Consider the following 17,927-nt stretch of genomic DNA (forward strand, 5'->3'; position numbering starts at 1 on the left):
CTGTTCCCTCAGATATGCCCAAACGGAATGCGTAAGGCACTTGATACAGTGGCACTTTGTTAATGACCTTGCGGTTCTTGCTTTTGTTGGCAGATCAGGTCTTTTTGTCTTTACGGGTTCGCAATTCCTCGATCAATCCGTCCTTGTTGCGGCGGATGAAATCAAGGGTGGCTTCGCACATGGCCTGACCAAGGCCGGCAACAAAACGACAGCCCGGACTTGGGGCGCCGTTTTCATCACGACCATGGGCAAGCGGGCAATTGTCTTTTTCCGGGTTTTCAGGATCAATCTGGATTTGCGTCATTTCGTGACGCGCGGCAAATTCATCAATCAGCGCCTCGGTCAGTTCAACCGGCAGTTCTTCGGCGAACGTCAGCATGAACAAGATATCGGAACGATAACGATCCTCGCCCGGACGGGTTTGTAACAACGTGCGCAGGAATGTCCGACGGCCTTCGCTGGTCAGTTGATAGACCTTTTTGTCGGGGCGATTTTCCTGTTCGCGTTCGACAAAGGTCACCATCCCGTCTTGGGTCAATTTGGTCAGCGCCGGATAGATCGAGCCAAGAGACGCGATCTGGAAATGGCTGAAGGTGCCATCCTCAAACATCTTGCGTATCTCGTATCCGGTCGCTTCACTCCCCATTAGGGCGCCAAGGCAAAGGGTGCGTACATCCATGGTCTGTTTAATATCCATCTTGTTATGTATCTCGAGCCGACCGTCATTCCGATGGCTATATCTATCGGTTAGACTATATCAGTTCGATATATGTAGATTCTTAGTGTATCGAACTGATATAGTCAAATAAATACAATTAGCGGTTTCATGACGATCGACATGCCCCGTTTATTACAACTCGACCCGGTTCTTTAAGTTGTCTTGATCAAGCTTATCCAAACAGGTTTGATCCAGGCCCGGCTTCCCAAATTTTGGTTCGCCAAGTCCGGTTTGTCGAACCTGACCGATTTTGGGCGGTCGGGCGTCCGATTATGCATTCTCGGGCGCCGATTGCGTTTGTTTATGCATATTGAAACGATAGTGACGGCAAGGTGACGGAACAAAATGGCGTCAGCGAAAAGGACAGGTAATTTGATATGACGGTGGAATTTGCCAAGTATGCAGATGTCACAATCGCGGTGATCGGGCTTTTGCAGGGGGGCTTTCTGTGCCTGCTGCTGCGTGCCGAAGGCGTGCGCGCCTTTGCGGCAAACCGCTGGATGATGCTTTTCCTTGGCGGGGTGATGATCAATTTGTTCGATGATATTCTTGAACTGTTTGTCGACGGTCGCGGCGAAGCGCTGGCTGTCTTGTTCTCCTTTCCGGTCAATTTCATGATCGCGCCGGCAATTTATCTTTATTTCCGGGAAATATCGGGCACAGCATCGCGTCGGCCGTGGATACATTTCCTGCTGGCCGGTTTGATTTTTAATCTGATGGCCTGGTTGGTGGCCATTGATGGGGTCAATGGTGTTCCCGTATCGGGGGATTATGTTATGCAATCGGCCGCGATCAGAAGTTTTTGCTGGTTTGCGATTTTTATGCAGTTAACCCTGTATATCTTCCTGCTTTGGCGGGTGTCGTGTCGCTATTTCCGTCAGACCCAAACACAGCTTGGTGCGGACCGGCGTGCGATGCAGCGCTGGATGGGTGTTATTTTGGGCGGCATCAGTCTGATTTTCGTCACCGTCGTTGTTAGCAAGATCATTTCGCTCTATCTGCCCGATGAATTGGAAATGACGGGCTCAGGGGCGGCCTTTGTGCTGGTGCTGTTTGCGATGAGTTACGTAATCGCGACCCAACCGGTGCTGTTTGTCATGCCCGAATGGCCCGGTGATGGCGATGGCGATGATGATCGTGGCGATGATGGTGACGGCGGGGCGGACGTGGAAAATGGCGCCCAGGTCAAAAATGACGCGCTAGGTGTTGGGATTGGTAATTCCGGCGCGGCAGTTCTTTCCCGTCCCTTGCTTGACGATGCCGGGGTTGCCACAGCGCGTCGACGGCTTGATGAAATTCGCAAGGCTGGCGATCTTTTGTTTGATCCCCTGATATCTTTGCCGAAACTGGCGCGTGCGGTGGGGATATCGTCCAATCAGCTATCTTATGTTTTAAACCATCATGTCGGGCAGAATTTCTTTGATTACGTCAATGGTGCCCGGATCGAGGAAGCCCGTGCGGTGCTTTTGGCTGAGCCGGACCGCACCATTCTTGATGTCGCGCTCAGCGTTGGTTTCAATTCGAAATCGACCTTTAATCTGGCGTTTAAAAAGATCACCGGCGAAACGCCAAGTGCGGTCAGATCAGGCGTTGGGGGGCTGATTGCGAGCGGGGCAGAAGATGACCGTAAATAACGGCATCGCAAGGCCGGGGTTAAATCGCTAGCCCAGAACGAACCAGAACAAAAACACGGTTGCGGTCAAAAGCGACAGGGCATTGGCGCTCATCTGGAAAAATTCGGTCATATCAATGGACATGGGGCTTCCTTTGTCTTGGCGGGAATTTTTCCGCCATCGGCACATAATGGGGAAATCAAGGGGCGGCGGGGAAGGATCAAATCGGGTTGGTCGAGGTAAAGCGGGCCTGATAAAGCTCGTTCCCCTGATCGTCGAAAAGGGCAAAGGCATCGGGTTCTTGCGGCATTCCGGTATCTTTTAAAAGGCTTTCTGCCTGTGTGATCGCGTCTTTAAGGTTGGGCGATACGCAGTAAATCCGGTTTAACCGTGCACGGGCTGTCGATCCGTTATGCAGGCGAAAGAACTCGATCCTGATTGGCATGATGTCAATGCGTCCGTTGATCGGGCTGTGTTTGGGGCGATGCCAAATCCGGGTCTGTTCCATTGGTGGTGGTGCTGTCGCTGGTGCTGGTGCCTTCATCATCCATTTCGGCTTTGCCAATCATGCGCGCACGTTCCTTGTCGCGCATCGGATCGGAATCAAGCATCAGGGCGGCTTCAAGGATGGATGGGTCGATGCTGATGGTGTGCTCGGCAAGGTCTTTGCCGCTGCCTGACCAGACAGTCATCTTGCATTCGACCTTTTTATAGCTGCGCGTTGCCGCCATGATGTCAAGTTCTTCAAGGGTTTCGACCTCATAGCTGCCCGCCGAGTACAGGCCGTCGTGTCCTTCCAGCCGGAACGGATAGAAAAAGTTTACGGTTCTGTGGGTGGTTCGGGTGATGGTCATAATCCAAGCTCCTTGCACGTCTGCAGAAGGAACCAAAACCGGCGGGGGATTACTCCCTTCGCCGGTTTGTTGAAATAGCTATTGCGCAGGTGCCTGTGTGGCGGCGGGGTTTGTCGCCTGTTTCACTGTTGGCGGGCCTTCAAGCGGTGAATGCTCGGGCTGCGCAACCGGAATTTCAATCGGTCTGCCTTCCAGCGGTTCCGCGGGCTTCTTCTTCTCGGAATTCACATGGCTCAGAGAAAAGCTGCGAAAAGACATTTTGTCCTGCTTTCTGTTGCGGAGGGAAAAAGAAGCCTCCACTCATAGAAATGGTCAGGATGACCTGCAAAAGCAAACCTGGCGCTGCCTGATTTCCCGCTAAAGTCGTGTAATACCTTGATTTACCTTGCGGATTTCAGGATTATTTATTTTCAATCTTGGGATTATCAGTTTGCAATTAATACGCGCATAGGAAGTGTTTTTCCGCTATGTTTTTAAGGATATAATGGAAATTTTCCGGGAATTGACCCGAAATTGCAGGCGGATCACATCCCGCGCAGATTGCCCCAGACATGAACATGCCATTGCGGCAGGACGCGGATATCAAACCATTTGCGCGCCGATACCTCGTCCACCAGCCAGCGATAGCGTGCGGTCAGGCCCGCGATATCAACGCCATTTGCCCCATCGGGATGCGGTTCTGCCGGGGTGGTGTTGACCGGTTGCAGGCAGACCGGAATATCGGGATGCAATTTGCGGACATAATCGGCAAACATCAAATCATCGGCGTCGCGCACCGGGAATTTAAGCGTAATCGCCGGGCCGTTCAGCACACCATTGGTCCGTGCGGCATCAATACAGGCCGCAAGGGCGTCGGGATCAAAATCGGTGCTGGAACTTGGCGGTTTGGGGCTGATTGTCAGGTAATCAAGATCGGCAAACCAGTCACGTGCGATGCTGCCCTGGGTTTCAATGGCAAAGGTAAAGCCATCGCGGTGGCCCATGGCAATTAACCCGCCCAACGGCTGGATCGCCGGGTTACCGCCCGAAAGCGTGACAAGGATCGGCTTGCCGCCCGAAAGCGTTTTGACCTGTGACAGGACATCACCCGCACTGCTTGGTTTCCAATCGGCGCGAAACGCCGGATCAACCGCATAAAGCGTATCGCACCAGGAACAGCGAAAATCACAGCCCCCCGTTCGGACAAATACCGTCGGCACGCCAATAAGGCTGCCTTCGCCCTGAACGGTTGGGCCAAAAATCTCGGATATGCGGATTTTATCGCGGTAATCGGTGGTGTCGTCATCGGTGTTATGGCGGATGTCACGGGCCGTCATGGTCGGTATTCCGCCCATGTTTTCGGGGTTTCAGAAACCCGCACCGCCGTGACCTCCGGCCAGCGATCATGGGCCCAGTCGTAAAAGAACAGCGCAAGTCGTTCCGCCGTTGGATGATCATGACCCAGCACCTCGTTCAAATGCCGGTGATCAAAGACGTCATCGATCATGGTTTTAAGCGGGCCAAGTTCGCGGTAATCGCGGACAAAACCGCGTGCGTCAAGGCTGGCTCCGCGCAGTTCGACCTCGACAATATAATTATGCCCGTGCAGGCGCGAACACGGGTGATCGGCATCCAGCCCGGCCAATTGATGGCTGGCGGAAAAGGCGAATTGTTTGGTGATGGTGAACATCTGTATGCTTTCGATACGGCGCGCCCATGCCCGCGATATGGCGGAGGGCCTGCGGCCGGGTTGGTTTTGTTTAAAGGTTGCTGTCTTGGCTGTGGCGTGACGGATGCCCGCCGCAGCAGACATGACGAGGATGAGGCGCCGTCACTCCCGCGCATGCGGGAGTCCATGGTGCCCCGTGTTCAGTCCAGCAGGCTCAATCCCCGGAAGGCGGGCTTTCGGCTTCTGCTTCTGCGCCAAGGGTTCGCGCCATATGCGCCGCACGGGCCTGTTTCCAATACTCGCGATCTTCATACACCGTCGGATCGGGCACACGGGCCAGTTCAAGCGCCTCGCGCCGCTCCACACAGGTGCCACAGCGCCCGCAATGGGTTTCATGGCCCTTGTAACACGACCATGTGCGATCAATCGGCACCGCCAGACGCCCGGCTTCAAGCGCGATGTCGGCCTTGGATACATTCACAAATGGCGTATAGAGTGTCACATCACGCACCCCTTCAAGGGCGTGGTTCTGCATGGTCTGAAACGATGTGATAAAATCGGGACGGCAATCGGGATAGATGAAATGATCCCCGCCATGAACCGCCGCGGCCACGGCATCGGCCCCGGCGGCGGCCGCTGCGCCAAAGGCCACGGCGAACATGATGGCATTGCGGTTGGGCACCACGGTAATGCGCATGGTTTCTTCGGCGTAATGGCCATCGGGCACATCAATATCATCACTGGTCAGCGATGATCCGCCCAGCAACGCGCCAACCGATGTCAAATCAACCACATGGTGTTTGACGCCAAGATCGGATGCGGCACGGGCGGCATAATCCAGTTCCTTTTTATGGCGTTGGCCATAATCGAACGAAATCAGGGAATGCAAGCTGTGCTCGCGCGCGACCTTATAGGCCAGCGTGACGGAATCCAACCCGCCAGAGCAGACGACAATCGTCTTCATATGTTTAGTCTTTCGTGTTTTTAACCTGGTGCTACGACAGGGGGAGGGGACGCAAAGCAATACGTTTCCTCGCCAGACGGGCCGTTTGTCATGTGTGCGGCGTAAATGCAAGGCGATTTGGCGCATGGGTCAAATGCATTTTGCAAAACCAGTCGCAAAACCCAATCGCAAAACCATGGCGTGTTTTACGCATTGATCCGCGCCATTTTATTTCAATGAATATTGGTCATTTGTTGACCCATATCAGCGCGCTGAATCTGGAATGCTTTTAACCTGCTGAATAGATTAATAAACACAGGAGACGGCAATGAAAGCACTTCGTTTCTACGCGGCAAAAGATTTGCGTATCGAGGAAATACAGGAGCCGTCACCCGGACCGGGGCAGGTAAAAATCCGCAATCACTATGTCGGGATTTGCGGCACGGATTTGCATGAATATCTGCATGGGCCGATCTTTATCCCCAAGGAAAATGAATCCCATCCCTATTCCGGCGCGACCATCCCGCAGGTTCTGGGCCATGAATTTGGCGGCGTGATCGAAGAAATCGGCGACGGTGTTACCAATGTCAAAGTCGGCGACCGCGTTTCGGTGCAGCCCTTGGTGATGGCACGCGAAGGGGAATATTTCTCGGATCGCGGGATGTTCCAGCTTAATACCGGTCTGGCGCTTGTCGGGCTAAGCTGGCAGTCGGGCGGTATGTCCGGGGCGGCTGTGGTAAATGATTATAATGTGTTCAAGGTTCCAGACGCGCTAAGCGATCAGGAAGCCGCCCTTGTCGAACCGACGGCGGTTTGTGTTTATGCCTGTGATCGCGGTGGTGTTACCGGCGGGCAATCGGTGTTTGTTTCCGGGGCCGGGCCGATTGGCATCCTGACCTTGCTGTCGGCCAAGGCCTTTGGCGCGACGCAGCTTTTTGTCTCGGACCTCAATGATACGCGCCTTGACCTTGCACGTGAAATCCTGCCCGAAGTCATTACACTTAACCCGGCACGCGATAATGTTGGCGATGTTATCCGCAGCAAAACCCTTGGCGGGGTTGGTTGTGATGTGGCGCTTGAATGTGTTGGCAATGAAAAGGCGCTGCAATCTTGTGTTGATGCGGTGCGCAAGCATGGTGTGGTCGTGCAGGTTGGCGTCCATCCCGGCGAGGGCAAGATCAACTGGTTTGATGTGACCTTTAAGAATATCGATATTCGCGGGTCTTGGTGCTATCCGACCTATCTGTGGCCACGCGTCATGGATTTGATCGCAACCGGTGCCATTCCGGCGAAAAAGGTCGTGACCAAAAACATCAAACTTGATGATGCCGTGACCGAGGGCTTTGACACGCTGTGTGATCCGGCGGGCGCGCATCTTAAAATCCTGATTGATGTGACCTGACCTTCAAAAAATCCCGATGCAGTCCGGCACGTTCGGGCCGTATCGCGGAATGCCTGATTTCAAATACCCCTGCCATCTGGCGGGGGTATTTGCTTTTGGGGCCGGGATTTTTGCCGTGACTAAGGCTGGTGGTGCTGCGGTTGATGCGGCGGCGCGGCGGCGACCTGCTTAAGGCTTGCGGCCTGAAAGCACATGAAAACACATCGGAACCCGAAAATACCCGTCATCGATATGCGGGCGCAAGGCTTCGAACATTGCACCATCAATCGTGCCGCGCGCGCTATCGCTGGCATCGCGCAGATGATGCCCAAACAACATCTCCATCTGCGGCTTCCAAAATGCGGCGCGCTCGGGAATGCGCCCGGCGGGTTTATGGTTGCTCAGGCTTACATTCGAAAAACCCGCATCGCGCATTCGCGCACATGCCCCGTCCGCATCAGCAAAACCAAACAGATCAAGTCCGGTATCGGCAAACCCGGTGCCCAGAATATTGCTTAAAACCGCATCCATCGCACAAAATAACGGATTATCGGCCATCGGTGCCCAAAGCATAAAGGCGGCCCGCCCGCCAGACCGCAAAACCCGATTACTTTCACGCAATGCCAGATCGGGATCAGAACAAAACATCACACCAAACCGGCACGAAATCGCATCAATCGAACTCGGCCCAAAGGGCAGCTTCTCCATATCCGCGGCCACAACCGATAAATTGGCAAGCCCCTCAGCCCCGGCTCGCTCCGCCAGCCCGGCACACATGCCCGGCACAATATCGGATGCGATGACATGGCCGCGCAAAGGCGCATCGCCAACATTGCCGTCATTGTCAGCATCCCCCGCCAACATCCGCGCAATCCCAAAGGCCGGCTCCCCAACCCCGGACGCCAGATCAAGCATGCTCAATTCGCGATCTTTCGCCGTCTGCGCCAAAGCAGGCAGATCCAGCGCCTTAATCAGATGCCGGTTGATCTTCTGTGCTGCGGGGGCCAGTTGGTCCGCCCAGTTCAGCCAGTCTGAGGAGAGGTGGTGCCAAGAGGTCATTCTACTTATCGCCAAAAGAATTAATGTAATCGCTAGAGCGGGTTTATGAAGAACAGTTGGTGCAATTTTATGGAAAAGATATCAACTTGCAATTTAAAGATGTTGATAGTCTAATAAATGTACTTATTACTAGTTTTTTGTGGGGGGCGGTCTTGACTAAAACAAATAACCGATCATATGATCGGTCTCGGATGGGGTTTGGGAGTGGTGGCTGACCAAGAAAAGTGTCCGCGAGATGAGGCTGTATTGGCCTTTCGGAAAAGGAGGTGGAGTCAAGGGATACCTCCTAAAGAGCCATCACAAATCCAGCCGCATCTCGTTATCAATCCTGAAAGTCATTTTCCGTTCACGGTTCGAACGGCTGTGGCATGGTTGGCTGATCAAATTGAAGATGGCATTGAGCTTCAAAAGGTAATTCTGCGATTTCCTCCAGGGCAAGTGGCTTGGGAATTGGTCTGTGACCTTCCGCCAAACCTCAAACCTTTGTATGCAAAGTTTGTTGTCAAAGGTGGGACGGTAATATTGAGAAGTTTTCATCCCAGTGAAAGATAACTTTAAGGTTCAAGGTGTCTCAAAATGAGCGTCGCTAGAAAGCATCAAGAGCGCAGGGAATTCAAGGGGTGTCCCGATTGTGGCAAGTCTCTTGAAGTCCAGACGCGTAAGCAAACTACCGATTTTGGTGGGGCAAATGGTGTTAATGTTGTGTCCTTCATCGAGCCATATGTTGTTTGCAGTGCCTGTGAAATGGAATTTATATTAATTGAAGGTGCGGACAATCAGCACGATGCTGTGTGTCGAGCATTGGGGCGGTTGACTGCTGTTGATATATTGCGTGTGGTTCGCTCGTTTAATGGAACTCGTGAGGAATTTTGTAACTTGATTGGTGTTGGAGAGGCTTCTCTCCGGCGTTGGATACGTCGTGCCGCAATTCAGGATGACTCGAATGATCGTTTGTTGCGGTTGGCTTCAATTCCGTCAGGAGTCCATGAATTGCGAAAGGTTAAGCATCAGGCAGAGCTGGATATGGCTTTAGGAGATGTGGGAATTGTTTTGAGAGCTAATTGGAAGCATGGAGATAGAGAGCGTGCGGAATCTCAAATGAAACGGTTTGCACTATAATGCATGTAGTTACATTTTATAGCTTCAAGGGTGGGGTTGGACGTACTCAAGCTTTGGTTGAGTGTGGATCTCATCTTAGTTTGGCAGGTAAAAAGGTTCTTGTTGTTGATTTTGATTTAGAAGCACCTAGCTTACATCATATTTTTGGCAGTCCAGCATGTAATGGTATTGTTGAGTTTATTTCACAATTTGTCTCTACTAGGGAAGTTCCAATAATACAGGAATTTATCCAGTTATGTGAGATCAAAAATAATATTAGCGGTGAAAAATCTTTTATTTCTGTAATGTCGGCGGGCTGCTTGTCAGAAGATTATGGTCGTCGTCTGGAGTACATAAATTGGCGAGATTTGTATCAGAAGCATCAAGGGTTCATGCTTGTTGAGGACATGAGGGCTCAGTGGCGGGAATTGAAATATGACTATGTATTGGTAGATAGCCGGACAGGTCATACTGACGTTGGCGGGATATGTACGCGCCAATTGCCAGATACGCTTGTTGCAATGGCCTTCCCAAATTATCAGAACCTAGATGGGCTTGCTGGGGTGGTTCGTGACGCTCAATTGGAGCATGCTCGTTATGAGAGAAGTGCGCCACCAGATGTTAAATTAGTTTTATCTAGAATACCAGATTGTGATGATGAAAATGGTGTTCTTGAGAAAATTGAGGCGAAGTTTTCAGAGAAAATAGATTCCAATGGTACTTTTTACATACATGCATACGATAGTATGGACTTGTTAAATAATTCCATATTCTCAATATCACGTCCTAGAAGTCAATTATCTCTTGAATATCGGAAGTTAGCGGATGCGATTAGAGCTTCAAATATTGAAGACCGAGAAGGTGTTCTGATTCGCTTGAATGAATTTGAATTGGATAATGCTGGAGGTTTTATATCTGAAATAACCGAAGATATTGATTGGTATTGGATCGATAAAATTGAAGAGATGTACCAAGACGATATCGAAGTTTTAAAAAGTATTGGATTTTATCTTATTCAGTGCAGTGAGTTTGATAGAGGTGGGCAATTTCTTGAGGCAGCTAATATACTTGGAGATACAGATGTTCTGCTTCCACTGGCTATCTCAAAAATGTACAACGGCCATCCAAGGGAAGCTGCGGATCTGGCTGTGATGGCGTTGGATTTCGAAGGTACAATGCAGAGTGTTTTGTCTGGATTGCAGATCATCTTTGACTCCGGTGAGGACAAGTCAGTCGAACTAAGTAATAAAGCAGGCCTTGAGAATTTAGATGTTTCTTCATGGGGCAAGATTATGGCCAAGATTTCGCCAACTAGTGAAGTGGGGCGGCTGAATATGTGTGCCTTGATCAATGAGATCGAGAAGAGGTTCGAATTTAAAGAAGTTGATCCTGACGATTTAATGCGCCAGATGATAACTTCTAGAATGTTCTCAGATGCTGTAAGATTATTTGAGAGTTTGGATGACGAATCAAGGTCTCTCCAAGTGACTTACAATTATTCTATAGCTAGATGGGCGATGGATGGTGTTCCTCCTGTAGATTTATTTGAAAAAATTTCACTTGAGTACGATGAGAATACGAAGAATACAGCCAACTATCATCAATGTTTTGGACTTGTTTTTGGCGTTCTTGGTAACAAGAGAAGGGCTAGAAAATGCGTTAATTTGGCGAAAGACAGAGCTAGAAGGTCTCTTGGATTTCGCATGTTGTCGACTTGGAGTTTTTTGTACGTACCAAGTGAAATCGCTGAAGATCATTTTGAAGAATTCAAAAGACAACTATCTCAGGGGAGAATTCTTCCGCCAATTGTTACTGGTGTTAGTGCGTTGAGTTAGTGTGCATCAGTTTTGATGTTTTCTGTTTTTGGCGGAATTTTATCTATAAGCAATAGTACTTATTACTCAATCACCGCACAAGCAATCCGCTCTCCCGTATCTCCGGATGGCTGGGATTTATAGTCGTCCGCGCCAGCATGGATGACGACGGCTTTGCCGTGGATGTCGGTGTCGCCGGTGCCGTTAAAGCGCACGGCGTTATTAAGCACCTGAGCGTAAAGCGCGCCCTTGTCATTGACATATTGGTTCATCATGTCGCCCGCGTGCGGGCCATCGGCGAATTCGTGGCCGTGGGATTTTTTCATCGGGTTGAAATGGCCGCCTGCCGATTTAAAGCCGCTGGCCGGATCGCATTCGCCGTTTTCATGAATATGAAGCGCCACCCACCGGCTGGGCGGAAGGCCGTGCAGCGCGATTTTGAGGATCGTAGCATCGGGCACACCATTGACCGTAAGCTGGCCGATTTCCGCACCATCGGTATTGATAAAGCTGCTTTGGGCTTCTTCGCCAGCCTTGGCGGAGCCCAGTGGTACGAGCGCCATGGCTGCCGCACCAAGCGCGATCAGGGCGGTGGTGGTGACGGCCGTGGCAAGTGTGATACGGCGGTCGAAGGTGGCGGGCAGGGCGGTGGTTCGCGGGTGGCAGATGTTTTCATGGGGGAGCATGGGAAATCCTCTGCGGTTTTTGGGCGGTTGCTCGGTTTTGGTTTTTGCCTGTTGTCATAGAACCGGTTGTGGCCGGGTTTGTTCCGTAAATTATGTGAATTGTTCGCGTTACCCGCATTATTGGCCGGGTTTGGGGCGATTTTGTGCGTGGGGTTTCAAGGGGGCCGGGGCGCGGAGGCGGGAGGCGGGAGAACGGAGAACGGGGAACGGGGAACGGGGAACGGGGGGCAGGCGGCTTAAAGCAGAAGGCGGCAAAGCGGGCCGTTGCGGGGCTGCTGTCACAAGCATGGGGCCGGGGGCGTCACTTTCCTGGCGGGGCAGATGCGCCGTTATGGACAGGTGAGGGCGAGGCAAACAGGGAATGGCAGCAGGTTTTGATCAACGATGGTTGATACGGCGCGGCGCAGAGTTTTTGGGCGCTGTGGTTTTGATTGTGATTATTTGTGTTTTGTATCTGGGGTTTGTCACCACCCTGTTTGCCGGTTTCACCGCCGATATCCAGCGCGAGATTTTAAGTCGCGAGCTTGACGTGAACTCGCCGGGTGATTTGGAACGCATCGTTTTACAGGGCTATCACGAGGCGCAGTTAAAAGATGAAATCCGCTTTGTCCGGGCGCAAATCCGGGTTTTGGATATGAACAGTCTGGCCGAGGCGCGGCGGGGCTTGGCGCTTCGCCAAGATGCGATCACGGCCTGGCGGGCGGCGTTTGATCTTTATGCCGGGTTGGGGCGAGTTTTGACCGAGCGGGCATCCCTGTTTGAGCCGGAATTTCGCACGGCCTATCTGGCCGCTCTTCAGGCGGCCTATGCCTTTTTGGCCCAGAATGATTTCAGTTCCGATCAGAAACAGCCATCACCCAGCGTTAAAACCGCCGATGACGGGCGTGATGTGATGGCGGGGCTGAACGGGGCATTGGCGCGGGTGGCCTTTTCGGCCGAGGCAAGCGGGAGTTTCATTGCCGAAATCAACGACAGGATCGAGATGACAAAAAGGGCGGTCATCGCCTTTGACGAGAAGGCCGTGCGCGCCCAGGTGGTCTGGGCGAATATCATCGCCGAACAGGCCCAATCCGAACGATTGCGCGAAAGCCTTGGCGCGGAAATGGTTGATTTGCGGGCCGAACTGGCAACGTTTTGGGACGAGGAAGGCAGCGGCCACGATGATCAACGCCGGTCGCTTGTCGCGCTGTTTCAACAGCCGCTGGGCGGGGTTTTATCGCTGTTGCTTCAGATGCCGGGCATTGTTTTAACCCTTTTGGTGACGGTGGCCGCCGGGGGGCTTGGCTCTGTCGTGTGCTTTATCCGCCGCTATCGGACGGCGGGGTGGGATATGCCCGGTGTTGGCGTTTCCGGGCATAATGTTTTTGGGAATGATACGGGGGAAAAGCCGGATGGCACTGTGGATGCGAATGCGGGTGTCGGTCCCGGTCCCGGTGAAGGTGATATCAGCGGAAATCTGATGAAAACGAGGGGCTTGAATGCATCGAATGCCGGGGCAAAAGGCGGCATGGCAAGGGCGGTGCAAGCCTCCGATCTGGAAAACGGCTTTGTCGCCACCGGGCGGTTATTGGTCATGACCGGCGAGGGGATTGCCGCCGCCATCGCGATTTTCCTGTTTACCGAGGCCGGGATGCTGATGGTGACCCAGGGCGGGCCGGAAGGATCGGCCAATATTGAAATCAGCCCGTTTCTGGTAACCTTTATGGCCTTTGTATCGGGCTTTATGGCCGAGGATGCCTTTAGCAAAATACAGGATGCCGGGCGCAAGATTTTTAAAATCCGCGACGATGACGGCCCGACCACGACCGGGCTTTAGCCGGGAGTGGCGGTGATCAAGGGGGTTTTGAATGTGTACGCGGGATGACTTGGGTAACATCGGTCCAGCAATGCTTTGCCACAGGATAAAGCCGCTTTACCCGGAATGATGCCCGCAAAAGAAAAACCGGTAGCCATCGGGCTACCGGTTTTAGGGTCGTTGGGACGTCTTCTTTATTTCACTGTCGCGTCGGATTGGGCGCGATATCAGCCATAACGCGGTGCGTTACGCTGTGCATTGGTTCCGGCTTCGGCATAGGCCTGACTTGCCTGTGCGGTCTGGGTGACCTGTGACTGGATGACCTGTTCATCGCGGTCCGGCGTTGTATCGGTCGCCTTGGTCGCGGTCGGATCATTCAGAAGTTCGTTCAAACGCGATTCGATGGCTTTCAGCCCGTCATTCAAACGGGTTTCGGTATCATCGATATTGGTGTTGATCGTGTCATTCAACGCGCCAAGGCCGTCAAGGAAATCACGCGCCTGATCAAGGCCCTTTTCGATGCCTTCTTTGGCTTTGTCGAAAATTTCGCGGGCTTCGACTTCGCTATCGGCATTCGATGCAATCAAATCACCCACACGGGCGAGAATGCGATCGGCGACGGCTTCGGGGGTGTAATCACTCGGATCAACGCCTTCAACGGAAAGGCCGGTCGATGACAGGCTTTCATTGATGGCGGAAACGATCTGGTCAGCCGAAAGCAAATTGGCCGATTCAGATGACAGCGAAACCGAGGTCGCACCGGCAAAGGCATCAGCAATTTTGTTGTCCGACCCGGATTTCGAGTCGTCACTTCCGGGCAGGTAAGACTGCGCGCTGCGGTGTGATCCGCTGGTTGCTTGTGATGTCAGACCACCAATGGTGATATCCATTCCGTCCTCCCTGGACGCGGTTTGCCTGTATTTAAGTCCTTGACCGGACAGGAAATACAGGGTGCAAGCGGGCACCATCATGGGCCAAATTGCTTGCGTGCGAATCTTTATAGCGCCTCAATATCGCACAATCGGCGCGAAATGACCATAGACTATTGTACAGGTACAGTTGATCCACATGCATTTCCGTTATGCGTGCAACGGGATCGCGCAGGGCGGTGATTTACCGGTTTCGGGCGGGTTTTATCACGGTAATTGCGCGGCATAATATATCACTATGATATTGCAACAGCGGCCAAGCCCCATTATTGAACAAGGTTTGGTTGACAAAGATTTATGGAATCGGGGCGCGTCGAGGTTTCCTCCGCCCCCGGTGTTTTGAGCTTAGGAGCTGTTTGACGGTGGCGAACTATCAGGAAAGCGCGCGCGAATTTGAAAAGCGCTGGCAGGATTACTGGCGGGAAAACGATACCTATCGTACCCCCAATCCGGGCGATGCCGATTTCGACCCGTTAAAAAAGAAAAAAGTCATCCTCGATATGTTCCCCTATCCAAGCGGGGTTGGCCTTCATATCGGTCATCCGCTGGGCTATATCGCGACCGATGTAAAGGCGCGGTTTGAACGTATGCGCGGCTTTAACGTGCTGCATTCCATGGGCTTTGATGCCTTTGGCCTGCCTGCCGAACAATTCGCCATTCAAACCGGTCAGCATCCGCGCATCACCACCGAAGCAAATATTGAAAACATGCTGCGCCAGTTGCAGGTTATCGGCCTTGGCCATGATCCGCATCGTCGTTTCGCCTCGACCGATGTTGATTATTATAAATGGACGCAGTGGATTTTCCTGCAACTTTTCAACAGCTTCTATGACCCGACCGTTGAATGGACAGGCCCGCATGGCAAAACCGTTAATGGCCGGGCGCGCCCGATTGCCGAGTTGCGGGGGTTGCTTGAATCTGGTGAATGGTTGCTTGACGAAGACGGCGTGCCACAGCCGAAATCAGTCATCGGCGATGGCACCAAGGCCGAAGGCCGCGAAATTGACCGCGCGATTGATCGCGGGCGACTGGCCTATGTCGATGAAGTGCCGGTCAATTGGTGCCCGATGCTGGGCACGGTTTTGTCGAACGAGGAAGTCACCAACGACGGCAAATCCGAGCGCGGTGATTACCCGGTGTATAAACGCCCGCTGAAACAGTGGATGTTGCGCATTACCGATTATGCCGATCGTCTGGTTGCCGATCTTGAAGGCCTTGATTGGCCCAATGGCGTGGTCGAGATGCAGAAAGGCTGGATCGGCCGTTCGGTTGGCGCACGGGTTAATTTCCCGGTGACGCGCACCGATGGCGGCGAAGATAAAATCGCGGTCTATACCACGCGCCCCGATACGATTTTTGGCGCGACCTATATGGTGCTGGCCCCGGAACATCCATTGGTCGATGCCCTGACCACGACAGATCAAAAAGACGCGGTTGCCGAGTATCGCAAGATGGTCAAACTGGCGGGGCCAGTATCGTCCAAGGACGAAGCCAGCCGCGAGAAAACCGGTGTCTTTACCGGTGCGATGGCGATCAACCCGGTAACGGGGACAGAAATTCCGGTCTGGATTGCTGATTATGTCCTGATGGGCTATGGCACGGGCGCTATTATGGCGGTGCCTGCCGGGGATCAGCGCGACTTTGAATTTGCCCATAAATTTGATCTGCCGATTGTCGCCACCACCCAGCCGTCTGAAAGCTGGTTGCGTGATAATGCGCCGGTGGATGCGGGTAATCTTGATGCGGATGCCTTGCTGGCACGTTATGTCGTCGCACCGGGTGATTTCAAAACCGCCCAGACCGACATTGGCGCGACGATTAATTCCGCCAATGACGATATTTCAATCAACGGGCTGTCGACCCCGGATGCCAAGGCCGCCATCATTGAATGGATGGAAGCCAAAAACATCGGCCGGGGTCGGGTGCAGTATAAATTGCGCGATTGGCTGTTCTCGCGTCAGCGCTATTGGGGCGAACCCTTCCCGGTTTTGTTTGATCAGGAAACCGGTCAGGTCCACGGCGTGGCCGAGGCGGCCTTGCCGGTTGTTCTGCCGGAAATGACCGATTTTAAACCGCAATCCAACGAAGACCCGAATTCCGATCCGGAACCGCCGCTTGCACGTGCCAAGGAATGGATGGAAGTCACCGGGATTGTGCTGTCGGATGGTTCGGTTCTGCCGGTTGATGCGGCTGTTGGTTCAACCCATACCCATGATGGCAAGGATTACGAGGTTCGTGCGTTCCGTCGCGATGCCAATTCCATGCCGAACTGGGCCGGATCGTGCTGGTATTATCTGCGTTATTTCGATGCCCATAATGATCAGGCCTTTGCATCGGATGCGGCCGCGGCCTATTGGGCCAATACCACCGATGATGTGGGCAATGCCAAACCCGGTGCGATTGACCTTTATGTCGGCGGGGCGGAGCACGCGGTGCTTCATCTGCTGTATTCGCGGTTCTGGCACAAGGTCCTGTTTGATCTTGGCTATGTCGGCACGCCCGAGCCGTTCCAAAAGCTGTTTAATCAGGGCATGATTACCGCCGATGCCTATACCGACGCACGCGGCGTTTATGTTGACATCCATGATGTTGAAATGCGCGATGTTGACGGCAAAAAACAGCCCTTTAACGCCAAGACGGATGAAAAACTGATCACCGTGCCGGGCAAGATGGGCAAACGCTATAAAAACGGCATCCCGCCAGAAGAAATTTGCGATCAATATACGATCGATACCTTCCGGACGTATGAGATGTATATGGGGCCGCTTGATAGCTCCAAACCTTGGCAGTCCGATGCGATTGTCGGCATGTTGCGCTTCCTGTCCAACGTTTGGAAGGTCGCAACCCAGATGGAACGCACCAGCGACGTCGATGGCAAAATCGAAACGCTGCTGCATAAAACCATCGCCAAGGTCAGCAAAGATATCGACGAATTGCGCCATAATACCGCGATTGCCGCCTTGATCGAATTAACCAATGCCATGACGCGCCAAAACGCGGTGCATGACGATCACGTCAAGGCGCTGGCCTTGATGGTGTCGCCCTTCGCCCCACATCTGGGCGAGGAACTTCTAAGCCGCATGGCTAAGGCTGAATTTGGTGCGAAAAAATCGGTCATCAAGTTTGATTGGCCAGTCTTTGATGCCGAAAAAGCCAAGGATGACGAATACGAAGTCCCGGTTCAGGTGAATGGCAAAAAGCGTGGCTCGATCATGGTGGCGGCCGATGCCGATCAGGCAACAGTCGAAGCCATGGCCAAGGCCGATGAAAATGTTGCGCGTCATCTTGACGGCAAGCAGATCGTCAAGATGATCTATATCGCCAAACCGACGCCGAAATTGCTGAATATCGTGGTTAAAGGCTAGGCGGTGTTTACATTCAGGATTCCC

The 17,927-nt window shown here is 52.8% G+C and carries 16 protein-coding genes; 6 read left to right on the forward strand and 10 right to left on the reverse strand.

Translation table 11 applies throughout. From position 1 onward, the window contains the following. Positions 1-94 precede the first annotated feature (94 nt). Positions 95-697, reverse strand: a complete 603-nt coding sequence (locus TALK_RS18775; protein ID WP_085620695.1) for a PadR family transcriptional regulator — start codon at positions 695-697, stop codon at positions 95-97. 398 nt (positions 698-1,095) lie between these two features. On the opposite strand from TALK_RS18775, the gene TALK_RS18780 reads away from it, so the two are divergent. Further along, positions 1,096-2,352, forward strand: coding sequence for a helix-turn-helix domain-containing protein (locus TALK_RS18780; RefSeq protein ID WP_085620696.1), 1,257 nt, complete (start codon positions 1,096-1,098; stop codon positions 2,350-2,352). A 199-nt stretch (positions 2,353-2,551) separates the two neighbouring features. Here TALK_RS18780 and TALK_RS18785 read toward each other — a convergent pair whose 3' ends face one another. The 6 genes from TALK_RS18785 to queC all read right to left on the reverse strand — a co-directional run bounded on the left by TALK_RS18785 (position 2,552) and on the right by queC (position 5,797). Further along, positions 2,552-2,776: a hypothetical protein gene (locus tag TALK_RS18785; RefSeq protein ID WP_085620697.1), complete on the reverse strand. Its 225-nt coding sequence runs from the start codon at positions 2,774-2,776 to the stop codon at positions 2,552-2,554. A gap of 4 nt (positions 2,777-2,780) precedes the next feature. Beyond that, positions 2,781-3,185 (reverse strand): hypothetical protein, encoded by a 405-nt coding sequence (locus TALK_RS18790; RefSeq protein WP_211274849.1) that lies wholly within the window; start codon positions 3,183-3,185, stop codon positions 2,781-2,783. Positions 3,186-3,263: 78 nt separating this feature from the next. After that, the gene (locus TALK_RS18795; protein ID WP_085620698.1) at positions 3,264-3,443 is read right to left on the reverse strand and encodes a hypothetical protein; all 180 of its coding nucleotides are present in this window, start codon (positions 3,441-3,443) and stop codon (positions 3,264-3,266) included. 266 nt (positions 3,444-3,709) lie between these two features. Next, the gene (gene queE, locus TALK_RS18800; protein WP_085620699.1) at positions 3,710-4,501 is read right to left on the reverse strand and encodes a 7-carboxy-7-deazaguanine synthase QueE; all 792 of its coding nucleotides are present in this window, start codon (positions 4,499-4,501) and stop codon (positions 3,710-3,712) included. Next, on the reverse strand, positions 4,498-4,977 hold the full coding sequence (queD, locus tag TALK_RS18805; RefSeq protein WP_245830043.1) for a 6-carboxytetrahydropterin synthase QueD: 480 nt from the start codon (positions 4,975-4,977) through the stop codon (positions 4,498-4,500). The genes queE and queD overlap by 4 nt, the downstream gene beginning before the upstream one ends. Before the next feature lie 70 nt (positions 4,978-5,047). After that, positions 5,048-5,797 carry a 7-cyano-7-deazaguanine synthase QueC gene (gene queC, locus TALK_RS18810; protein ID WP_085620700.1) on the reverse strand — a complete coding sequence of 250 codons (750 nt, stop codon included), beginning with the start codon at positions 5,795-5,797 and terminating at the stop codon, positions 5,048-5,050. Positions 5,798-6,104: 307 nt separating this feature from the next. Between queC and TALK_RS18815 the strand changes: the two genes are divergently transcribed. Beyond that, positions 6,105-7,178 (forward strand): 2,3-butanediol dehydrogenase, encoded by a 1,074-nt coding sequence (locus TALK_RS18815; protein WP_085620701.1) that lies wholly within the window; start codon positions 6,105-6,107, stop codon positions 7,176-7,178. 168 nt (positions 7,179-7,346) lie between these two features. Here the strand turns inward: TALK_RS18815 and TALK_RS18820 are convergent, their stop codons facing one another. Then, a complete protein-coding gene (locus TALK_RS18820) occupies positions 7,347-8,216 on the reverse strand; it encodes a class I SAM-dependent methyltransferase (RefSeq protein WP_085620702.1) in 870 nt (289 codons plus the stop codon). Positions 8,217-8,792: 576 nt separating this feature from the next. On the opposite strand from TALK_RS18820, the gene TALK_RS18830 reads away from it, so the two are divergent. Then, positions 8,793-9,335, forward strand: a complete 543-nt coding sequence (locus TALK_RS18830; RefSeq protein ID WP_085620704.1) for a hypothetical protein — start codon at positions 8,793-8,795, stop codon at positions 9,333-9,335. Continuing rightward, positions 9,335-11,149, forward strand: a complete 1,815-nt coding sequence (locus tag TALK_RS18835) for a tyrosine-protein kinase family protein (protein WP_085620705.1) — start codon at positions 9,335-9,337, stop codon at positions 11,147-11,149. Before TALK_RS18830 ends, TALK_RS18835 begins: the two co-directional genes overlap by 1 nt. A gap of 62 nt (positions 11,150-11,211) precedes the next feature. Here the strand turns inward: TALK_RS18835 and TALK_RS18840 are convergent, their stop codons facing one another. Beyond that, on the reverse strand, positions 11,212-11,814 hold the full coding sequence (locus tag TALK_RS18840; protein ID WP_085620706.1) for a superoxide dismutase family protein: 603 nt from the start codon (positions 11,812-11,814) through the stop codon (positions 11,212-11,214). Positions 11,815-12,175: 361 nt separating this feature from the next. On the opposite strand from TALK_RS18840, the gene TALK_RS18845 reads away from it, so the two are divergent. Further along, the gene (locus TALK_RS18845) at positions 12,176-13,630 is read left to right on the forward strand and encodes a hypothetical protein (RefSeq protein WP_085620707.1); all 1,455 of its coding nucleotides are present in this window, start codon (positions 12,176-12,178) and stop codon (positions 13,628-13,630) included. Positions 13,631-13,836: 206 nt separating this feature from the next. Here TALK_RS18845 and TALK_RS18850 read toward each other — a convergent pair whose 3' ends face one another. Continuing rightward, positions 13,837-14,499, reverse strand: a complete 663-nt coding sequence (locus TALK_RS18850; protein ID WP_085620708.1) for a DUF5610 domain-containing protein — start codon at positions 14,497-14,499, stop codon at positions 13,837-13,839. Between the two features lie 401 nt (positions 14,500-14,900). Here TALK_RS18850 and TALK_RS18855 point away from each other — a divergent pair, with 401 nt between their 5' ends. Continuing rightward, on the forward strand, positions 14,901-17,903 hold the full coding sequence (locus TALK_RS18855; protein WP_085620709.1) for a leucine--tRNA ligase: 3,003 nt from the start codon (positions 14,901-14,903) through the stop codon (positions 17,901-17,903). Positions 17,904-17,927: the final 24 nt, after the last annotated feature.

The organism is Thalassospira alkalitolerans (assembly GCF_002115745.1).
Lineage (GTDB): Bacteria > Pseudomonadota > Alphaproteobacteria > Rhodospirillales > Thalassospiraceae > Thalassospira > Thalassospira alkalitolerans.